At 38.6% G+C, this 21,058-nt stretch carries 18 protein-coding genes; all 18 read left to right on the top strand.

Features of this window, described 5'->3' with window-relative positions; genetic code table 11:
• Positions 1-193: 193 nt before the first annotated feature.
• The 18 genes from V1L66_RS17810 (at position 194) to rpsP (ending at position 21,056) form a co-directional block, all read left to right on the top strand.
• Complete coding sequence (locus V1L66_RS17810; protein ID WP_312124006.1) at positions 194-1,399, top strand: diguanylate cyclase domain-containing protein; 1,206 nt, start codon at positions 194-196, stop codon at positions 1,397-1,399.
• 108 nt (positions 1,400-1,507) lie between these two features.
• Positions 1,508-1,867 carry an Asp23/Gls24 family envelope stress response protein gene (locus tag V1L66_RS17805; RefSeq protein ID WP_004269431.1) on the top strand — a complete coding sequence of 120 codons (360 nt, stop codon included), beginning with the start codon at positions 1,508-1,510 and terminating at the stop codon, positions 1,865-1,867.
• 18 nt (positions 1,868-1,885) lie between these two features.
• Entirely contained in the window at positions 1,886-3,535 is a 1,650-nt protein-coding gene (locus V1L66_RS17800; RefSeq protein ID WP_036080531.1) for a DAK2 domain-containing protein, read from the top strand.
• A gap of 351 nt (positions 3,536-3,886) precedes the next feature.
• Positions 3,887-4,549 (top strand): L-serine ammonia-lyase, iron-sulfur-dependent subunit beta, encoded by a 663-nt coding sequence (sdaAB, locus tag V1L66_RS17795; protein WP_036080529.1) that lies wholly within the window; start codon positions 3,887-3,889, stop codon positions 4,547-4,549.
• A gap of 14 nt (positions 4,550-4,563) precedes the next feature.
• Entirely contained in the window at positions 4,564-5,472 is a 909-nt protein-coding gene (gene sdaAA, locus V1L66_RS17790) for an L-serine ammonia-lyase, iron-sulfur-dependent, subunit alpha (RefSeq protein WP_036080527.1), read from the top strand.
• 174 nt (positions 5,473-5,646) lie between these two features.
• Entirely contained in the window at positions 5,647-6,795 is a 1,149-nt protein-coding gene (locus V1L66_RS17785) for an amidohydrolase (RefSeq protein ID WP_333005794.1), read from the top strand.
• Between the two features lie 132 nt (positions 6,796-6,927).
• The gene (gene recG / locus V1L66_RS17780; protein ID WP_016994906.1) at positions 6,928-8,973 is read left to right on the top strand and encodes an ATP-dependent DNA helicase RecG; all 2,046 of its coding nucleotides are present in this window, start codon (positions 6,928-6,930) and stop codon (positions 8,971-8,973) included.
• 132 nt (positions 8,974-9,105) lie between these two features.
• Positions 9,106-9,678, top strand: a complete 573-nt coding sequence (gene fapR / locus V1L66_RS17775; protein ID WP_016994907.1) for a transcription factor FapR — start codon at positions 9,106-9,108, stop codon at positions 9,676-9,678.
• A gap of 2 nt (positions 9,679-9,680) precedes the next feature.
• Complete coding sequence (gene plsX / locus V1L66_RS17770; RefSeq protein WP_036080522.1) at positions 9,681-10,673, top strand: phosphate acyltransferase PlsX; 993 nt, start codon at positions 9,681-9,683, stop codon at positions 10,671-10,673.
• Between the two features lie 18 nt (positions 10,674-10,691).
• Positions 10,692-11,645 carry an ACP S-malonyltransferase gene (gene fabD / locus V1L66_RS17765; protein ID WP_333005793.1) on the top strand — a complete coding sequence of 318 codons (954 nt, stop codon included), beginning with the start codon at positions 10,692-10,694 and terminating at the stop codon, positions 11,643-11,645.
• Positions 11,638-12,384: a 3-oxoacyl-[acyl-carrier-protein] reductase gene (gene fabG / locus V1L66_RS17760; protein ID WP_016994910.1), complete on the top strand. Its 747-nt coding sequence runs from the start codon at positions 11,638-11,640 to the stop codon at positions 12,382-12,384. The genes fabD and fabG overlap by 8 nt, the downstream gene beginning before the upstream one ends.
• A 58-nt stretch (positions 12,385-12,442) precedes the next feature.
• A complete protein-coding gene (acpP, locus tag V1L66_RS17755; protein ID WP_009371143.1) occupies positions 12,443-12,679 on the top strand; it encodes an acyl carrier protein in 237 nt (78 codons plus the stop codon).
• Between the two features lie 388 nt (positions 12,680-13,067).
• Positions 13,068-13,832 carry a ribonuclease III gene (rnc, locus tag V1L66_RS17750; protein ID WP_012293239.1) on the top strand — a complete coding sequence of 255 codons (765 nt, stop codon included), beginning with the start codon at positions 13,068-13,070 and terminating at the stop codon, positions 13,830-13,832.
• Between the two features lie 3 nt (positions 13,833-13,835).
• Positions 13,836-17,417 carry a chromosome segregation protein SMC gene (gene smc / locus V1L66_RS17745; protein ID WP_333005792.1) on the top strand — a complete coding sequence of 1,194 codons (3,582 nt, stop codon included), beginning with the start codon at positions 13,836-13,838 and terminating at the stop codon, positions 17,415-17,417.
• A complete protein-coding gene (ftsY, locus tag V1L66_RS17740; protein ID WP_333005791.1) occupies positions 17,414-18,685 on the top strand; it encodes a signal recognition particle-docking protein FtsY in 1,272 nt (423 codons plus the stop codon). Before smc ends, ftsY begins: the two co-directional genes overlap by 4 nt.
• A gap of 297 nt (positions 18,686-18,982) precedes the next feature.
• A complete protein-coding gene (locus V1L66_RS17735; protein WP_016994912.1) occupies positions 18,983-19,318 on the top strand; it encodes a putative DNA-binding protein in 336 nt (111 codons plus the stop codon).
• A gap of 12 nt (positions 19,319-19,330) precedes the next feature.
• Positions 19,331-20,689 (top strand): signal recognition particle protein, encoded by a 1,359-nt coding sequence (ffh, locus tag V1L66_RS17730; protein ID WP_205441925.1) that lies wholly within the window; start codon positions 19,331-19,333, stop codon positions 20,687-20,689.
• Between the two features lie 94 nt (positions 20,690-20,783).
• On the top strand, positions 20,784-21,056 hold the full coding sequence (gene rpsP / locus V1L66_RS17725; RefSeq protein ID WP_004269411.1) for a 30S ribosomal protein S16: 273 nt from the start codon (positions 20,784-20,786) through the stop codon (positions 21,054-21,056).
• Positions 21,057-21,058: the final 2 nt, after the last annotated feature.

The raw sequence follows: 21,058 nt of genomic DNA, 5'->3' as shown, positions 1-21,058 counted from the left end.
GCTTATTAAAAGTCTATTTTAGCTAGATAAATTTTTTGATATTTAATTGAATACAATGTAAAAAGTTGATGCTATAAAGGTATCAACTTTTTTATTTATCAAAAAAATTTAGATTGACTTGTATTTTTCATTATCATGACGATACATATAGGACATTATAATTATTTGAAAGTGGGCATGAGGAGCGAGCATGATGGAAAATCAAGAAAAAATAGCTTTTTTTATTCGCGAAGAAATGGTTCAGTCGAATTTAAAAGGGATGAGAATAGTTGCTTGGACACTCATGTATGTATCAGTCATTATTTCGGTAATACATTATGGAGAGGTATTTTTTGTGAAGGCGGAAAGAGCCATGGTTCCCGTCTATATTGCCATTCATATCGCCATGTTTTATATAGATGTTGCAGTATTATTGTTTATCAGAGAAAAGCGAATTCATATTACTCCTTTAAATATACAGAAGTATGAACGGTTGGTTGTTGTTTATATTTACACAATAATGCTATTGATTACTGCGATATCGGTATTGGATGTTTACTTTTTCCGTCATGCAGCATTGTATGAGGTTATTTTAATCATTATTTGTACAGTATTCGCATTACCTTTACGAAAAATTGTCTGGATTATTTTGCTTTCTGCATCAGCCATTATTGTGAGTGCATATATGAGTGCTGGAATATCGAGTGAAAATATAAAAATTATATTACCCATGTCATTATTAATACCTATTGGTGTAATGATTCAATATCAGACCTATAAGGTTCGTAAACAAATCCATATCCAGCATATTTTATTGAATGAGGAAATGACCAAAACGAAGCGACTATCAGAATTGTTGGCTATTAAAAATAATGAATTAGCAGAGCAAGCATTAAAAGATTCTTTAACGAATCTACCTAATCGACGTGCATTTAATCAAAAATTGAATAAGATAGCACAGCAACTTCATCAAACGCAACCTTTAACAGTCATAATGATTGATATTGATTGCTTTAAAAAATTTAATGATTACTATGGACATTTACAAGGCGATGCAGCAATTGTCAAAGTCGCCTCTCTATTGGAAGAAATTGCAGGGAAGTATGATGCATTTGTTGCCCGTTGGGGAGGCGAGGAATTTGTTATGATAAGCCAGCAGATTCACAAGTTTGCCGAACCTGTGTGTGAAGAAATTTTAGAAGGAATTCGACAACTTCATATTCCACATATACAATCTACTATTGCCCAACAAGTTACGGTCAGTATTGGCATGTGTCAGGCTAAAATCGCAAAAAATGAGCATGTACAAACATGTTGTGAATTAGCTGACCAAGCGTTGTATTTGGCAAAGCAAAACGGACGAAATAACTATTATTGTAAAATGGCCATATTTGATGAAGAAGCAAATGCGTCTATTTAAAGTCAGAAAACGTTGCTATGAAGCCTTTCAATACCCCCTTAGGTTGCTTAAATTATAACGGAAGTGTTACAATATAGTTTAGTCAAAAAGAGCCAAGGGGGCATTTCTATGTCAATTGAATTAAACAATGAATTCGGCCAAATTGATATTTCAACAGATGTACTTGCACAAATTGCTGGTGGAGCTGCTGTAGAATGCTACGGTATTGTTGGCATGGCATCTAAACATCAAATTCGTGATGGTCTAACTGATATTTTACGTAAAGAAAACTTCGCAAAAGGTGTTGTAATTCGACAACAGGACGACGATTTACATATAGATATGTACATTATTGTTAGTTACGGGACAAAAATTTCGGAAGTGGCTTATCAAGTACAATCGAAAGTGAAATATACAGTAGATAAAACATTAGGTATGAGCGTAAAATCTGTCAATATCTTTGTACAGGGCGTTCGTGTAGCGAATTAAGAGGAGGAAGTAAATCGAATGCAGTCTTTAGACGGTATAAAGTTTGCTGAAATGGTACAAATGGGTGCGCATCACCTTTACCAAAATGCAAATTATGTAGATTCATTAAATGTTTTCCCAGTTCCAGATGGTGATACAGGTACAAATATGAACTTATCGATGACATCTGGTGCAAAAGAAACAGAGCATGCTGCTTCAGAGCATATTGGTAAAACAGCACAGGCATTATCAAAGGGCTTGTTAATGGGAGCGCGCGGAAATTCAGGCGTTATTCTATCTCAATTATTCCGTGGCTTTGGGAAGTTTATTGAAAAAGAGTCAACGATTGATGCAAAGAGCTTTGCTGGAGCCTTCCAAGCAGGTGTCGATACGGCATATAAAGCTGTTATGAAACCAGTAGAAGGAACGATATTAACAGTAGCACGTGAAGCTGCGAAAAAAGGTGTAGAAGTAGCAGAAACTGAAAACGATATCATTGCCGTAATGGAAGCTTTTACAGCAGAGGCAAAGGCATCGTTGGATCGTACACCTGACCTACTACCTGTTTTAAAAGAAGTCGGTGTGGTAGATAGTGGTGGTCAAGGCTTATTATTTGTGTATGAAGGATTTTTAGCTTCCTTGAAAGGTGAGGCTCTTCCTGAGAAAAATGATGCGACACTTGATGATTTAATCAATGCAGAACATCATAGAGCGCAAGATTTCATGAACACTGCCGATATTGAATTTGGCTACTGTACAGAAATCATGGTACGCTTAGAAGATGGAAAAGAACCTTTTAATGAGGAACAATTCCGTAATGAGCTAAATCCTTTAGGTGATTCTTTACTTGTGATTTCAGATGAGGAAATTGCGAAGGTTCATATCCATTCCGAGCAACCGGGTTCTGTCCTATCGATTGGACAAAAATACGGTAGTCTTATAAAAATTAAAGTCGATAATATGCGTGAGCAGCATTCAGCAATCGTGGGTGAAGAACATAAAGCGCCAACGCCTACCAAAAAAGTAGAAAAGCATCCGTATGCTATTGTCACGATTGCTATGGGTGAGGGTGTAGCAGATTTATTGCGCTCTATCGGTGCTTCCTATGTCATTGAAGGTGGTCAAACAATGAATCCTTCAACTGAAGATATCGTGAAAGCTGTACAAGAAATCGGGGCAGAAAAAGTATTAATCTTACCGAATAATAAAAATATAGTGATGGCAGCAGAGCAAGCGGTTGAACTATTAGAAATTGATGCAGCAGTTGTTCCTACTAAGACGATTCCTCAAGGAATGGCAGCGATTTTAGCGTTTAATCCAGAGGCGGCTGTTGATGTAAATAAAAAAACAATGTCAGACGCATTTGCAAATGTGAAGACAGGTCAAGTTACCTATGCAGTGCGTGATACATCTATTGATGGTGTTGAAATTCGCAAAGATGATTTTATGGCATTGGCAGAAGGTAAAATTGTCCTTTCTACACCAGCACTAAAGGATGCAGCTGAAAAAGTAATCAAGGATTTAGTCGATGAAGATGCTGAGATTGTTACAGTCATTTATGGTGAAGATACAACTGAACAAGCTGCATCTGAGTTGGTAGCTTTCATAGAAGAGAATTATCCAGATGTAGAAGTTGAATTATTTGATGGCAAACAAGGGTTATATCCATATATTATTTCAGTAGAATAATTACATGCTACTTTGCTATTCCGTAAAGAAAGCAGTGCACAAAACGTGTACTGCTTTTGTTTATGCTACAAAGAGAATGTTGGATTAAATTTATTAAAAACGTACTAAATATGAATAATTCAATGTACGTACCCACAGGATATAAAATTTGGAAATATTGGAATGTCAACGCTTTTATAGTTGTGTATATATGGTGCGGACAATAAAGAAGCATAAATATTTACTATAAATTATAGTAGTGGTAATTTTCTGAAAGTTGATAAATTAAATGCTTTACTTTTATAGTAACTATCAAGCATGATATAAATAAAAATAAATATTATTATACGAATAGAATAGAGGGGTGTTTGTATGAAGTTTACTTCAGTATTTGATATTATTGGACCAGTCATGATTGGGCCTTCCTCCTCTCATACGGCAGGAGCAGCTCGCATCGGGCGTGTTGCAAGGGATTTATTTGGTAGACAACCTAAATGGGCGAAAATTCATTTATATGGATCATTTGCAGAAACGTATAGAGGGCATGGTACAGATGTTGCGATTGTAGGAGGCTTATTAAATTACGATACATTTGATGATCGTATTAAAACGGCATTTGAAGATGCCAAAAAAGCAGGATTAACATACGAATTTATTCCTGAAACAGCTAATACGGAGCATCCAAATACGGCTCGACTTGTCATTGGAGACGATGAAGGGGAAATGTCAGTAGTCGGTATTTCGATTGGTGGCGGAAAAATTGAAGTTAGTGAAGTCAATGGCTTTAAGTTACGTTTAACTGGTGGCATGCCAGCTATTCTTGTTGTTCATGATGATCGTGCAGGCTGTATTGCCAATGTAGCCAATTGCTTGGCAATGCATGAAGTCAACATTGGGCATATGGAGGTTTCACGTATCGAACGTGGTTTAACTGCTTTAATGGTCATTGAAGTTGATCAAAACATTGAGGATAAGGTGCTACAGCAAATATCTTTAATTCCATATATTACAAAGGTCTCAAAAATTAATAACTAAGGAGGTGTCCCGTGATGGACGTTTTATTTCATAATGTTCGTGAACTTGTTGAACGAGCAGAGAAAGAAGAAAAATTAATATCAGAAATTATGATTGAACAGGAAATATTGATCACAGGTAGAACGCGTGAAGAAATCATCCAGCAAATGGATCGAAATCTGACGGTAATGGAAGAAGCAATTGAACGTGGATTACAAGGTGTGCAATCAGTAACAGGTCTAACTGGTGGGGATGCCGTATTGCTTCAAAATTATATTGCGCAAGGAAAGTCACTTTCAGGTGACTTATTATTAGATGCAGTAAGTAAAGCGGTTGCAACTAATGAAGTAAATGCGGCAATGGGCACAATCTGTGCAACACCAACAGCAGGTTCGGCGGGTGTAGTACCAGGAACACTATTTGCTGTAAAAAACAAACTAAATCCAACACGTGAGCAAATGATTCGTTATTTATTTACGTCAGGAGCATTTGGATTTGTGGTAGCCAATAACGCTTCCATTTCTGGAGCTGCTGGCGGATGTCAGGCAGAGGTTGGGTCAGCTGCAGGTATGGCTGCTGCTGCTATTGTCGAAATGGCTGGAGGTACGCCACAGCAATGTTCAGAAGCATTTGCCATTACACTAAAAAACATGCTAGGTCTTGTCTGTGATCCCGTAGCTGGCTTGGTTGAAGTACCTTGTGTTAAACGTAATGCAATGGGTGCATCTAATTCTCTTGTAGCAGCGGATATGGCACTTGCTGGTGTAACAAGTCGTATTCCATGTGATGAAGTAATTGGTGCTATGTATCGCATCGGACAATCTATGAGTCCTAATCTTAAAGAGACGGCACGAGGCGGTCTAGCAGCAACTCCAACAGGTAAGGCGATCAGTAAAGCCATTCTTGAAAATGGTGGCTTACAGAGTATTAAAGCCCTTCAATAAAAACAAGAAACATGCTATCTAAATAGGTAGCATGTTTTTATGTTGATTTCGTTAAGAAAGATTTTAGTATAATGAAATAAGTACAAGGAATAGTAGTGGCAAGTCATCTGCATAGGACCTCAGGGGAATTTTTCTTATGTAGAGCGTTAAAGGAAAATAAAAGGAGTTTTTTTAGTGGAAATAGATTTGCAATATTTAGCAAAACAAGCAATAGAAGATCGACGTTATCTTCATCAATATCCAGAGCTTTCTGGTCAGGAATTTGAAACAAGTCAATTTATTCGCAAAAGATTAGAACATCTTCAAATAGAAATATTAGCGTATGATTCCCCAAACGTAGTAGCTATGGTTCAAGGGACAAAAGGTACAAAGACGATTGCTTTACGGGCCGATATAGATGCATTACCGATAGTTGAAGAAGGTGATAAGCCATATATCTCCCAAAAGCCAGGAGTGGCTCATATGTGTGGACATGATGGTCATACAGCCATCTTATTAGCAGTTGCAGAATGGATAGCTAGAAATAAGAAAGAAATTGAGCCAAATATAATGCTTATTTTTCAATCAGCTGAGGAAATTACACCAAGTGGAGCAGATTACTTAATTCAAAACGGCGTGCTAGAAGGTGTCGATGCTATTTTTGGTATCCATTTATGGCAGGGTTTAAAGAAGGGGAAAATTGGATTAACACATGGACCAATGATGGCTTCTGTTGATGATTTTGAAATTGAGATTCAAGGTCATGGTGGACATGGCTCAATGCCTCATGAAACGATTGATCCAATCTATATTGCAAGCCATTTAATGCAAGCATTTCAAAGTATCATTAGTCGAACTATTAATCCTCTAGATGCTGGCGTTATAACAGTAGGCAATATCCAAGCAGGAACAACGTATAACATTATTCCAGACACAGCAAAATTAATAGGAACGATTAGGGCATTAACACCAGAAACCGTAGCTACGATTCAAACGAAGATGGTGAGTTTAACAGAAGGGATTTGCCGTTCGTTTGGAGCGGAGGGGAAAATCGACTTTATTATAGGGACACCTCCACTTATCAATGATCCTCGGCAATCTCGCTTTGTGGAATCTATCATTTGTGAAGAATTTGGGAAGGATGTATTTGAGCTTGTCGATCCAGTTATGGGTGGTGAGGATTTTTCCTATTATCTAAAGCATAAACCTGGTGCATTTATATTTGTCGGAATGGGCGGTGAGAAAAGCCAATATCCTCATCATCATCCAAGGTTTGATTTAGATGAAGATGTTTTCCCTGATGCCATAAAGCTCTTTATTGATATTATTAGGAAATATAAATGATGTAGTTTAACCCTATCAATCATTGGTAGGGTTTTTGCTTATGTGTAGGGTTAGGGAAATAATTTATGGTACATTAGATAGAGAGGTAATAAACACTACATAAACAATCAATGAAGGGAGTTGTGGGATAAGGTGACTGAATTATATGGACCCGTCAATGAATTAAAAGGCGTCGGGAAAGAAACAGCAGCCCATCTTGAATCACTAGGAATCAATACAATAGCTGATTTATTATGGACGTTCCCACATCGACATGAAGATTTTCGTTTAAAAGATTTAACGCAAACGCCACATAACGAACGGGTTACAGTTGAGTGTAAGGTGGAGCGGGAGCCTACGATTTTATTTTTAGGCCGCAATAAGTCAAGACTCCAAGTAACTGTTTTAGCAGGAAGACATTTAGTGAAAGTCGTATTTTTCAATCAGGGCTATTTAAAGCAAAAGCTTGTACCTGGTTCTATTATTACGGTGACTGGTAAATGGGATCGTGGTAGACAAGTTATCAATGGCACTTCAGTTACATTTGGTCCTAAAACGGATCAAGTTGACTTTGAGCCTGTCTATAGTCTGAAAGGTTTGATCCCCCAAAAAAGATTTCGTAAATATATGCGACAAGTGTTAGATGACTGTGGGGCCATGTTGCCAGATACCATTCCACAATATTTACAAGAGTCGTATAAGCTCGTTTCAATAAGAGAGGGCTTGGAGGGTATTCATTTTCCGTTGGATGCTGGACATGCTAAACAAGCAAGAAGACGTTTTGCCTATGAGGAGCTATTAAACTTTCAATTGCGTATTCAAGCTTTGCGGAAAATTAGGAAGGATAGTGAACACGGTACAGTTATTCAATTTGATGTGCATAAATTACGGGATTTTATCGCTTCATTACCCTATGAATTAACGAATGCCCAAAAACGTGTGGTGAATGAAATTTGTAAGGATTTGAAGGAACCACACCGAATGAATCGCTTGCTACAAGGGGATGTAGGTTCAGGTAAAACGGTCGTAGCAGCAATAGGGCTATATGCGGCCGTAACAGCAGGTTTTCAAGGAGCCTTAATGGCACCGACTGAAATATTAGCAGAACAACACTTAGAGAACTTGCAAGAATGGTTCCAACCATTTGGCGTTCGTGTTGCACTGTTATCTGGGTCCACTAAAACAAAGGAGCGACGTGTCCTATTAGCTGATTTGGCAAATGGAGAGCTTGATATTGTTATTGGTACACATGCGTTAATCCAACCAGATGTTGTTTTTCATAAGCTAGGCTTTGTCATCACGGATGAACAGCACCGTTTTGGTGTGGAGCAACGACGTATTTTGCGTGATAAAGGGGAGAATCCCGATGTGCTTTTTATGACAGCTACTCCGATACCACGAACATTAGCTATTACTGCATTTGGGGAAATGGATGTATCGATGATTGATGAAATGCCGGCAGGGCGTAAACAGATTGAAACGCATTGGATGAAGAAAGAGCAATTCGGCTCCGTTTTATCTAAACTAGAATTAGAATTAGCGGCTGGAAGACAAGCCTATGCGATTTGTCCACTTATCGAGGAATCCGATAAGCTTGATGTTCAAAATGCTGTGGAAATTTATGAGCAGCTAGCGACTTATTTTAAAGATCGTTACCATGTCGGTTTAATGCATGGGCGTTTATCAGCTGATGAAAAAGATGCGGTTATGCGTGCTTTTAGTGAAGGGACTATTCAGGTTTTAGTTTCTACAACCGTTGTAGAGGTAGGTGTAAATGTACCGAATGCTACCTTTATGATAGTCTATGATGCTGAACGCTTTGGCTTAGCACAATTGCATCAGCTTCGAGGCCGTGTTGGACGTGGTGAGCATCAATCATACTGTATTTTACTTGCTGACCCTAAGTCTGATGAGGGAAAAGAACGTATGCAATCAATGACGGAAACAAATGATGGTTTCCGTTTAGCTGAAAAAGATCTTGAATTAAGGGGACCAGGAGACTTTTTTGGTAGAAAGCAAAGTGGTTTACCAGATTTTAAAGTAGCTGATTTAGTACATGATTATCGTATTCTGGAGACTGCTAGAAAAGATGCTGCAGAGATGCTTGAAACAAAAGCGTTTTGGCAGGATGACGACTATCAATACTTGCGTAAAATGCTAGAAGATACTGGCGTTTTACAAGGAGAGCGCTTCGATTAATGTGTGAAGCTTATTAGCAAAGAAAGAATGTAAGTACTTGATTTCAAAACAAGTCTTGCATTCTTTTTTTATACTCTATATACTGATATTAGTACCAAGTGCTAATAACAACTCAAAAGGTGGCGGATGAAGTTGAGACGAACGAAAAAAGAGCGACAGCGACTACTATCTGAAACGATAGCTGAAAATCCATTCGTCACAGATGAACAGCTAGCAACACAGTTTCAGGTAAGTGTCCAAACAATTCGTTTAGACCGTATGGAATTATCAATACCAGAATTACGCGAGCGAATTAAAGATGTTGCTTCAAAAAGCTATGAAAATGAAGTAAAATCTCTCCCGATTGATGAGGTCATTGGTGAGATTGTAGATATTGAATTAGATCATCGAGCACTCTCGATTTTTGATGTACAAGAAGAGCATGTGTTTCAGCGTAATGGCATCGCACGTGGTCATCATTTGTTTGCGCAAGCAAATTCATTAGCGGTTGCAGTAATTGATGACGAACTAGCATTAACCGTACATTCCAATATTACGTTTGTGAAACCTGTACGAGCTGGAAATCGTGTTATTACAAAAGCGATTGTTATCGGACGAGATGAACAAAAACATCGTACAAAAGTCGAGGTAACATCTACTGTTAATGGTGAAACCGTTTTTGTTGGTGAATTTGATATGTACCGCACGAAAGGTAAAGGTGAGTAACAATGAAATTAGCGCTTGATGGAATGGGTGGAGACAACGCACCAAAATCAGTTGTTGAAGGTGCATTTTTAGCATTAGAGCAAATTCCAAACTTAGAAATCCAATTATATGGTCATCAAGATAAGCTGGAACCATTTTTAAAACAACACGATCGATTAAAGGTTATACATTGTGAGGAAGTAGTAGAAGGAACTGATGATCCTGCCCGTGCTGTTCGTAGAAAAAAGGATTCTTCAATGGCGCGTATGATGGATGCAGTAGAAGAGGGTAAAGCAGATGCTTGCCTTTCTGCAGGGAACACAGGGGCCTTAATGGCGGGTGGCCTATTTAAAGTAGGTCGCATTGAGGGAATAGCCCGACCAGCATTAGCTACAACGCTACCAACGCTAGATGGTAAAGGGTTTTTAATGCTTGATTTAGGGGCAAATGCAGATGCTCGACCAGAGCATTTAGTGCAATATGCCATTATGGGTGATATTTATGCTAAAAAGGTTGGAGGTATACAAAAACCACGTATTGGCTTATTAAATATCGGTACCGAGGATAAAAAAGGGAATGAATTAACAAAAGCTGCCTTCGAATTATTGAAGGAAGCAGATTTGAATTTTATTGGAAATGTAGAAGCACGTGATTTACTTGAAGGCGTAGCTGATGTTGTTGTAACGGATGGCTTTACAGGAAATATGGTATTGAAGTCTATTGAAGGGACGGCGGGTGCTTTATTTTCTATGTTAAAAGATGCCTTTATGTCTTCAACGAAAACGAAAATTTCAGCAGCGCTCATGAAAAATAATTTACGTGACTTGAAAAATAAAATGGATTATACAGAGTATGGTGGCGCAGGATTGTTTGGCTTACAAGCACCTGTTATTAAGGCACATGGATCATCAAATGCAAAAGCGATTTTCAGTGCCATTCGACAAGCCAATACGATGGTAGAGCATACCGTTATTTCGACGATTACGGAGACAGTACGTCACATAGAAATTGATTAAGCAAAGGGGATTATTCAAATGACGAAAATAGCATTTATTTTTCCAGGACAGGGATCGCAGGTAGTTGGAATGGGTCGAGAGTTTGTTGAAAATGCTGTAGAAAGTAAAGCGTTTTATGATCGTGCAGATCAAGCTCTTCAGTTTGAATTATCTAAATTAATGTTAGAGGGTCCAGCAGAAGAGCTAACACTGACATATCATGCACAGCCAGCGCTACTTACTACTGGTGTAATGGTGGCTGAAAAGTTACGCGCAGCAGGTATTCAACCACACTACGCAGCGGGTCATTCACTTGGAGAATATGGTGCATTGGTGTTAGCAGGCGTTATGTCATTTGATGATGCTGTGTCAATCGTGCATAAACGAGGTCTTTATATGAATGAAGCTGTGCCAGCAGGTCAAGGCGCAATGGCGGCAATTTTAGGAATGGAACTAGAGGCATTGAACGAGGTAACAGAGCAGGTGTCGGCATCGGGTGACTCTGTTCAGGTGGCTAATGTGAATTGTCCAGGACAAATTGTTATTTCGGGTACGAAAGAAGGTGTAGATAAAGCAAGCATTGCTGCTAAAGAAGCTGGTGCAAAACGAGCAATACCTTTAGTTGTAAGTGGTCCCTTCCACTCTGATTTGATGCAACCATCTTCAGAGAAACTGCAAGCAGCATTGGCAGAAATTCCTTTTTCCGCACCTGAAATACCTGTGATTGGCAATGTGATGGCGAAGGAATTAAAAGATGTAGCAGCAATACAACAAGAGCTAGTTGAACAAGTATATAGTGCTGTACAATGGGAAGCTTCTATGCGCGAAATGCTTGCGCAAGGTGTTGACGTCTTTATCGAATGTGGACCAGGTAAAGTATTAAGCGGTCTCTTGAAAAAAATTGATCGCTCTGTTGCAGCCTATTGTGTTTATGATGAAGCTTCGTTAGAAGCAGTTTTAGAAGCGTCGAAGGAGTGGTCAATTAATGCGTAAATTAGAAGGAAAAGTAGCCGTTGTAACGGGAGCTTCAAGAGGAATCGGACGCGCTATTGCTTTAAAGCTTGCAGAAGAAGGTGCTAAGGTTGTTGTGAACTATAGTGGCTCACAGGCAAAAGCAGAAGAAGTAGTGGCGATGATTCAAGAAAACGGTGGCGAAGCAATTGCTGTGCAAGCTAGTGTTTCAAAGACCGAAGAAGTTACAGCTTTAATGGATGCTGCAGTGAAAACATACGGTTCCCTTGATATTTTAGTTAATAATGCTGGTATTACAAGAGATAACTTGATCATGCGTATGAAAGAAGACGAATGGGACGATGTATTAAATACCAACCTTAAAGGTGTTTTCCTTTGTACGAAAGCGGTCACACGTCAAATGATGAAGCAACGTGCAGGGCGCATCATTAATATTTCTTCTATCGTTGGTGTAGCGGGTAATGCTGGTCAAGCCAACTATGTTGCGGCGAAAGCAGGTGTTATTGGATTAACAAAAACGACGGCAAAGGAATTAGCTTCTCGTAATATTTTAGTTAATGCTATTGCACCAGGTTTTATCGAAACAGAAATGACAGAACAATTGCCAGAGGATATCAAACAAGGTATGCTAACACAAATTCCTCTTGCGAAACTTGGTCAGCCAGAGGATATCGCAAAAGCAGTAGCTTTCCTAGCATCGGATGACGCTAATTATATGACTGGGCAAACACTTCATATTGATGGCGGTATGGTCATGTAATTTCAATTAGGCATATACGCTGATTTTTTGTATAATCATTTGAGGGGAGGTGAATCATTTGTCTACAGTATTAGAACGCGTAACAAAAGTAATCGTGGACCGTTTAGGTGTGGAAGAAAGCGAAGTAACGCTTGAAGCTTCTTTCCGTGATGATTTAGGTGCTGACTCATTAGACGTAGTTGAGCTTGTAATGGAGCTTGAAGACGAATTCGATATGGAAATTTCTGATGAAGATGCTGAAAAAATCTCAACAGTAGGTACTGCAATCTCATACATCGAAAGTAAATTAAACTAATTTCGTTAAAACTTTATTTAGTGAAAATAGATCACCTCTAATGGTGTAATGGTCATCGTAATCATACAATGGTTTTATGGTAGCTTGAATAAAGTAGAAATTACTTTTTCTGCATTCCTTGTTAGAAGGAGCAGATTCAATGAATGAAGATGTATTTAAAGGGGACGAAATGGATCGGTTTTCGATCTATTCACGTCCCTTTTTTATGTTAAAAATCTAATGACAAGTCGGCTTCAAAATTCTCTCTAATGGGAGATGTATGCTGAATCAAGAGGAATTTCCGGAAAAATTTCCAAAACATTGTGTTTAAGCCGAAATACTTTTGCATAAACGCCCTGAAAAAGGTACACTAAAACGGTAGAAACTATTAGGAAGGCAGATTTGTTCAATGGCTATGAAAAGAAAAGGAACTATGCAGAAATCTGGCGTACTTCCTGAAAAAGTACGCAACCAATTTGAGCTGTTACAGCATGAATTAAATATCACATTTATTAATAAAAATTTATTGTATCAAGCATTCACGCATTCATCTTATGTGAATGAGCATCGCCGTAAATTATTTACGGATAATGAGCGTCTTGAATTTTTAGGAGATGCAGTACTTGAACTGTCTGTTTCTAAATATCTTTTTGAGAAATACCCAAATATGAGCGAGGGTGAGCTAACAAAGTTAAGAGCTTCCATTGTATGTGAGCCATCACTAGTGATTTTTGCTAACGAGCTAGGCTTTGGACGCTTTGTATTGCTTGGAAAAGGTGAGGAATTAACAGGTGGTCGGGAACGTCCAGCGCTACTTGCAGATGTATTTGAGTCATTTGTAGGTGCACTTTATTTAGATCAAGATTTACAAACGGTCGTGTCATTTTTAGAACGAATCGTGTTCCCAAAAGTAGAAGTCGGTGCTTTTTCGCATGTGATGGATTTTAAAAGTCAATTGCAAGAAATGGTACAGCAAACGAATAATGGACTTCTTCATTATGAGATTATCGATGAAAAAGGCCCTGCACATAATCGTACCTTTGTATCAAGCGTATTATTAAATGGACAAGAGCTTGGTATTGGTCGTGGAAAATCAAAAAAAGAAGCCGAGCAGCAAGCTGCACAATGTGCAATGCGAATGATGCGTGAAGAAGCTGCAAAAGAGGAGGCTTAATAGATGTTCCTAAAACGACTAGAAGTGATTGGCTTTAAATCTTTTGCGGAACGCATTGGAATTGATTTTGTACCTGGTGTTACAGCCGTTGTTGGACCAAATGGCAGTGGAAAAAGTAATGTCACAGATGCGATTCGTTGGGTACTTGGGGAGCAATCGGCAAAGTCGTTACGTGGAGCAAAGATGGAAGATGTTATTTTCGCTGGGAGTGACTCTCGTAAGCCACTCAACTTTGCAGAGGTAACACTTATTTTAGATAATACTGACGAGCAACTTGCTTTTTCTTATACAGAAGTCAGTGTAACAAGACGCGTATACCGTTCAGGTGATAGTGAATATTTATTAAATAACCAACAGTGTCGCCTGAAGGATATTACGGACTTGTTTATGGATTCAGGACTTGGAAAAGAGGCATTTTCAATCATCTCTCAAGGCCGTGTCGATGAAATTTTAAATAGCCGACCTGATGATCGTCGTTCTATTTTTGAAGAGGCAGCTGGCGTTTTAAAGTATAAAATAAGAAAGAAAAAAGCTGAGCATAAGCTTGTTGAGACAGATGAAAATTTGTATCGCGTATTAGACATTCTCCATGAATTAGACAACCGATTAGAGCCGCTTGAAATGCAGGCATCTAGTGCAAGAGATTATGTACAAATGTCTTCTGAGCTAAAGGATTTTGATATTGCAATTCTTGTGCATGATTTTAAAAATTGTGCACAATCTTTGCATGCGCTAAAAGAGGAATTTACGAAGCTTTCTGCAACAGAGCTAGAACAAGCTCAAAATATTTCCATGATTGAGAAACGGACCGCCAATATACGGAAGCTATTAAAAGATCTAGATGATTATTTGGATGTTTCGCAGGCTGAGCTTGTCAATGCCACTATGGAGGTAGAGCGTTGGGATGGTCGTAAGGCATTGATGGCTGAAAAACGCCAAAATGCATCGAATCAACTACTACAGCTGAATACGACATTACAAGAGGCTAAGGCGGAAGTAGAATTACTCCTGGTTCAAGAACAGGAGAAAAAAGAAGTATTCTCCGAGAAGCAACAAGCCGTATCCGTGTTAAAGCAGAGCATCAAGCAGTTAGAACAATCATTAAATCGATCTGTGACAGAAATCGAGGAAGAAATAGAAGACTATAAAAATCGATATATCGATTCATTAAATGAAGAGGCAACAGTCAAGAATGAATTGAAAAATATCGATCAGCAATTAGCGCAACAAAAAGCAATGGCGGCAAAAATGTCCAATCAAACAGATGAAATTGGACAAGAGCTTATGCAAATCATTGCTGAAAAAGAAAAGCTAGTGGCTGAACATTCCTTAACAACCAATGATTTGCAGAAAAAACTAGAGCAACATGAAACATTACAAATACAGTTGAAAAATGTCAACATATCCTTTACAGAAAAGCAGGATATGTTGTACAAAGCCTATCAGCATCAACAACAACTAAAGGCTAGAAAAGATACATTAGCTGAACTTGAAGCTGATTTTTCTGGGTTCTTCCAAGGTGTTAAAGAAGTTTTACTTGCGCGAGATAAAGGCGAACTACAAGGAATTGAAGGTGCAGTAGCAGAGTTAATCCAAGTTGAAGGAAAGTATTCACAAGCGATCGAAACAGCGTTAGGCGCAGCCTCTCAACATATTGTCACAACCAATGAACGCCACGCACAGCAGGCCATTCATTGGTTAAAACAAAAACGTGCTGGACGTGCTACTTTTTTACCAAAAACAGTCATGAAATCACGCAAAATTAATCCAGGCACTATTCAGCTAGCAACTGAACACCCTGCCTTTGTTCAAATGGCAGATGCACTCGTCACTTTTAATGAAGACAATCGAACAATTGTTGAAAATCTATTAGGGAATGTCATAGTGGCAGCAAATTTAGAAGGCGCAAGTCAAATTGCCCGATTATGTGGTTTCCGATACCGAGTTGTCACACTTGAAGGAGATATTGTTAATGCAGGGGGTTCCTTAACAGGTGGTGCACTGAAACAGCAATCCTCACTCTTTACAAGAAAAGCTGAGCTAGATGATTTAATCATTAAGCTAGAATCGTTACAAGCTTCTATTTATAGTGCTGAACAGGCTGTTGCAGCCGAAAAAGAGAAGCTTGCGGAATTGCGAGATCAAGTAGAGCAACTAAAGCTTGAAGGAGAGCAATTAAGAAAAGATGAGATGCAACAGTCTAGTCGTATTCGTGAGCTAGAGGTCGTTGAAAAAAGCTTATCGGCAAGAGTAACCTTTGCTTCAACTGAAACAAAGGATGTAAAAACTCGTGAGGAAGCATTATTGATACAAAAACAAGCAGCAGAAGAGCGTTTAAATACTCTTGCTATAGTCCTTGTCGAAATCAATGAAACTGTCGAACAATTAAGTAAGGTAAAGTTACAAGGTGAGACAGAGAAAGATGTATTACGAGAACAGCTTGCTGAAAAACGTTCACAGTTAGCGGTTATGCAGGAACAACTGTCGCAAGTTCAAATTACGACTGCTGAACTAGCACTACAATTAAACAAAGCGCACCAAAAAGTCAAAAATATTTCTCAGGAAATAGTGTGGCTTCAATCTGATGAATCGACAAATCACTTAAGTGATGAAGAGGTTGAGGAACAGGTTATGACATGGAAAGCAAGAAGAGATGCCCTACAAGAGACTATTGCTGAAAAGAAAGAGCAGAAATTAGGACAGCAACAAGAACTTTCTACATTAGAAGAACAACTCAAGGAACTGCAACGTATTCATAAAGGATATCTTGAAGCAATACGTGCCAATGAGTTAAAACGTAATCGTGTAGAATTTGAAATGGATAATTTTATCGAACAACTCGAAGAAAATTATCAGTTAACATTCGAAGAGGCTGAAAAAGAAGCTCTGGCAATAGAAGATGAAGAGTTTGTGCGAAGACGTGTTAAATTGTTAAAAAGATCCATTGAAGAGCTAGGCCCCGTTAATTTAGGTGCGATTGAGGAATATGATAGAGTGCTAGAACGTCATACATTCTTAACTGAACAACGAGAGGACTTGCTTGCTGCACAGGAAACATTACATGAAGCAATCAAAGAAATGGATGAAGAAATGACGTTGCGCTTTAGTGAAACGTTTTATGCTATTAGAGAGCAATTTAAACGTGTTTTCCGTGAATTGTTTGGCGGGGGTCAAGCTGATTTGGTTTTAATTGACCCACAAAACTTATTGGAAACAGGTATTGAAATTGTGGCACAGCCTCCAGGGAAAAAATTGCAAAATTTAAGTTTGCTTTCTGGTGGTGAGCGTGCACTTACGGCGATTGCTTTACTATTCTCCATTCTAAATATTCGACCTGTGCCATTTTGTATTCTTGATGAGGTAGAGGCGGCTTTAGATGAGGCGAATGTTGTGCGTTATAGCCAATATTTGAAAAAGTTTAGTCTCGACACACAATTCATTGTGATTACTCATCGTAAAGGTACAATGGAGGGGGCTGATGTCTTGTATGGTATAACAATGCAAGAATCAGGTGTATCGAAACTTGTATCAGTAAAACTAGAAGATGAACCCGTACTTGCGGAGCAAAGGAGCGAACAAGCATGAGTTTTTTTAAGCGTTTAAAAGATAAATTAATGGGTAATCCAGAAGAGGAAGAGAAACTAGACACAGCTGACAAAGAACAGGAATCTGACCATTCGGAGCCGGAGCTTGAGGAATTAAACAAGCCTGCTGCCATTGAGCCTGCTGATCTAAAAGTACCTGAACAAGGTGAAGAAGCATCAGAAATGACGATTGTGAAAGAAATTGAAGTGCAAGCAGACCCCTCAGCTGAAATAGAAGAAGGACAGCCGGATGTTCAGGAGCTAGCAGTAGTAGAGGCCGAACCACTGGAAGAGAAAAAGCCTTCTGCGTGGTCAATAACACAAAAATTCAAGGCTGGCCTTGAAAAAACACGTAATTCCTTTACTTCAAAAGTGAATGACCTTGTTGCACGTTATCGTAAAGTGGATGAAGATTTCTTTGAAGAATTAGAGGACTTACTATTACAGGCTGATGTTGGATTTGAAACAGTCATGGAACTCATGGATAAACTACGTTATGAAGTGCAACGTAAAAATATTAAAGATACAAATGGCATCCAAGCAGTGATTTCTGAAAAGCTTGTAGAAATTTATGAGCAAGGTGAAGAAGATTTAATTGAGCTAAATATGCAGCCAGATGGTGAACTAACTGTTATTCTATTTGTTGGCGTAAATGGTGTTGGGAAAACAACGACGATAGGTAAGCTAGCGCACCGTTTAAAATCTCAAGGGAAATCAGTTGTATTAGCTGCGGGTGATACGTTCCGTGCTGGTGCTATTGATCAATTACAAGTATGGGGAGATCGTGTCGGCTGTGAGGTTATTAAACAATCAGAGGGCTCTGACCCAGCAGCAGTGATGTACGATGCGATTCGTGCAGCAAAAAATAGAAAAGCAGATGTGTTGATTTGTGATACAGCTGGACGCTTGCAGAACAAAGTGAACCTAATGAATGAGCTTGAAAAAGTTCATCGTGTGATTTCACGTGAAATTCCAAATGCTCCACATGAAGTATTATTAGCATTAGATGCAACAACTGGCCAAAATGCGCTTGTTCAAGCACAAACATTTAAAGAAGCAACGAATGTAACAGGGATTGTTTTAACAAAACTTGATGGTACAGCTAAAGGTGGTATAGTCCTTGCTATTCGAAACAAGTTACACATTCCTGTAAAATTTGTGGGTCTTGGTGAGAAAATGGATGATTTACAGCCATTTGATGCAGAACGATATGTTTATGGACTTTTTGCCGATGGTTTGGATAAGGAACTAGAAAATAATGAAGAGTAACAGTTAACTGTAGCTAAATAATTTTATCTTGCTTGGCATTTATCTCTTTTGGGGAAGCTTGATGCTTAGTTTGCTTCAGTTTTTGAACAAAAATGGATAAAATGACGCTGACACGTATAGGATAAAAACGCTCGACTGTGTATAGGTGAATTGACTTGTTTAAAAGAGTAATACTAGCCAAAGGCAAGAAATGCCTGAAAGCAGCAATTTAAGCTTTTAGACAAGGAGATTACCTTGACACAGACGGGCGCTTTTCGTTATGATACAAATGACTAATAGCGGGAGGAGAAACATTCGATGCTACTTGAAAAAACAACACGCATGAACTTTCTCTTCGACTTTTATCAAGCATTATTAACTGATAAACAAAGAAGTTATATGGAGCTATACTATTTAGATGATAACTCTCTAGGAGAAATTGCTGAATCGTATGGTGTTTCACGCCAAGCTGTTTATGATAATATTCGTCGTACAGAAGCGATGCTTGAGGAATATGAAGAAAAATTATGTTTACTTGAAAAATTTCAACAACGTACCCAAATGCTGTCACAGCTAACAATGGGGATTACAGAAAAGAGTATGACAGCTGAAGAGCAGCTAGCACTTATTGAACAGCTGAAAGAATGGGATTAGGAGGCGAAAGCAATGGCTTTTGAAGGATTAGCGGAACGACTCCAAGGAACGATCCAAAAGATTAAAGGCAAAGGGAAAGTATCAGAGCAAGACGTTAAGGAAATGATGCGAGAAGTCCGATTTGCTTTAATCGAGGCGGATGTTAACTTAAAAGTAGTCAAAGAATTCGTAAAAAAGGTAAGTGAACGTGCTGTCGGTGTTGATGTTATGCAAAGTCTAACGCCAGGTCAGCAAGTTATTAAAATTGTACAAGATGAACTAACAGAATTAATGGGGGGCGAACAAAGTCCCATTAAGTTTAATACGAAGCCACCCACTGTTATTATGATGGTTGGTCTACAAGGTGCGGGTAAAACGACAACTACAGGTAAATTGGCAAATGTTCTACGAAAAAAATATAATCGTAAACCATTACTAGTTGCCGCTGACGTTTATCGTCCAGCAGCTGTCCAACAATTGCAGACATTAGGAAAACAGTTATCACTACCTGTTTTTGCGTTAGGTACCGAGGTATCTCCTGTAGAAATTGCACGTCAGGCAATTGAATTGGCAAAGGAAGAGCATCATGATGTGGTAATTATCGATACAGCTGGTCGACTTCATATTGATGAAGACCTAATGCAAGAGTTAAAGGATATTCGTGCATTAAAAGAGCCAGATGAGGTTTTCCTAGTTGTTGATGCCATGACGGGTCAAGATGCAGTCAATGTAGCAGAAAGCTTTAATGAAGCAATAGGTATTACTGGGGTGGTTTTAACAAAACTTGACGGTGATACGCGTGGTGGTGCTGCATTATCTATCCGATCTGTGACACAAAAGCCAATTAAATTTGTCGGGATGGGCGAAAAAATGGATGCGCTTGAACCATTCCATCCAGAGCGTATGGCATCTCGTATATTAGGTATGGGCGATGTTCTGTCACTTATCGAGAAAGCTCAGGCAAATGTAGATGAAGCTAAGGCAAAAGAATTAGAAGAAAAGTTTAAATCTCAAACATTCACTTTTGATGATTTTGTCGAGCAATTACAGCAAGTCAAGAAAATGGGCCCTCTTGATGAAATTTTAAAAATGCTACCAGGTGCTAACAAAATCAAAGGCTTAGATAATGTAAAAGTTGATGATAAGCAAATGGGGCGTGTAGAGGCCATTATTTACTCGATGACGCCTGCTGAAAAGACCAACCCAGAAATTATGAATGGTAGCCGTAAAAAGCGTATTGCGAAAGGCTCTGGGACATCTATTCAAGAGGTGAATCGTCTCATTAAGCAATTCGATGAAATGAAAAAAATGATGAAGCAAATGACTGGAATGGCAAGTGGTAAAGGGAAGAAAAAAATGAAATTACCAGGCTTTGATTCATTGTTTAAATAATAATTTTTAGGTGTTAAGAAAAAACACTTTACAAACAACCTAAACATTGATAATATACTATCTTGTGTGAAACTTATTCGGAGGTGCTATTAAAATGGCAGTTAAAATTCGCTTAAAACGTATGGGAGCTAAAAAATCTCCTTTCTATCGTATCGTAGTTGCAGACGCTCGTTCACCACGTGACGGTCGTCAAATCGAAACAGTTGGTACTTACAACCCACTAACTCAACCAGCTACTGTAAACATTGATGAAGAGAAAGCTCTTAAATGGTTAGCTGACGGTGCAAAACCATCAGATACAGTACGTAACCTGTTCTCAGAACAAGGTATCATGGAAAAATTCCATAACCAAAAATTCAGTAAATAATC

The organism is Lysinibacillus sp. IITD104, assembly GCF_036698265.2.
Taxonomy (GTDB): domain Bacteria; phylum Bacillota; class Bacilli; order Bacillales_A; family Planococcaceae; genus Lysinibacillus; species Lysinibacillus boronitolerans.
The sequence above is the reverse complement of the archived record's forward strand: the minus strand, read 5'-3'. Positions and strand labels throughout refer to the sequence as shown.

Excerpts from the sequence above, each read along its gene's own strand:
- V1L66_RS17810 (WP_312124006.1), top strand. The coding sequence starts at position 194 with ATGGAAAATCAAGAAAAAATAGCTTTTTTTATTCGCGAAGAAATGGTT.
- V1L66_RS17805 (WP_004269431.1), top strand. The coding sequence starts at position 1,508 with ATGTCAATTGAATTAAACAATGAATTCGGCCAAATTGATATTTCAACA.
- V1L66_RS17800 (WP_036080531.1), top strand. The coding sequence starts at position 1,886 with ATGCAGTCTTTAGACGGTATAAAGTTTGCTGAAATGGTACAAATGGGT.
- sdaAB (WP_036080529.1), top strand. The coding sequence starts at position 3,887 with ATGAAGTTTACTTCAGTATTTGATATTATTGGACCAGTCATGATTGGG.
- sdaAA (WP_036080527.1), top strand. The coding sequence starts at position 4,564 with ATGGACGTTTTATTTCATAATGTTCGTGAACTTGTTGAACGAGCAGAG.
- plsX (WP_036080522.1), top strand. The coding sequence starts at position 9,681 with ATGAAATTAGCGCTTGATGGAATGGGTGGAGACAACGCACCAAAATCA.
- fabD (WP_333005793.1), top strand. The coding sequence starts at position 10,692 with ATGACGAAAATAGCATTTATTTTTCCAGGACAGGGATCGCAGGTAGTT.
- fabG (WP_016994910.1), top strand. The coding sequence starts at position 11,638 with ATGCGTAAATTAGAAGGAAAAGTAGCCGTTGTAACGGGAGCTTCAAGA.
- rnc (WP_012293239.1), top strand. The coding sequence starts at position 13,068 with ATGGCTATGAAAAGAAAAGGAACTATGCAGAAATCTGGCGTACTTCCT.
- smc (WP_333005792.1), top strand. The coding sequence starts at position 13,836 with ATGTTCCTAAAACGACTAGAAGTGATTGGCTTTAAATCTTTTGCGGAA.
- ftsY (WP_333005791.1), top strand. The coding sequence starts at position 17,414 with ATGAGTTTTTTTAAGCGTTTAAAAGATAAATTAATGGGTAATCCAGAA.
- V1L66_RS17735 (WP_016994912.1), top strand. The coding sequence starts at position 18,983 with ATGCTACTTGAAAAAACAACACGCATGAACTTTCTCTTCGACTTTTAT.
- ffh (WP_205441925.1), top strand. The coding sequence starts at position 19,331 with ATGGCTTTTGAAGGATTAGCGGAACGACTCCAAGGAACGATCCAAAAG.
- rpsP (WP_004269411.1), top strand. The coding sequence starts at position 20,784 with ATGGCAGTTAAAATTCGCTTAAAACGTATGGGAGCTAAAAAATCTCCT.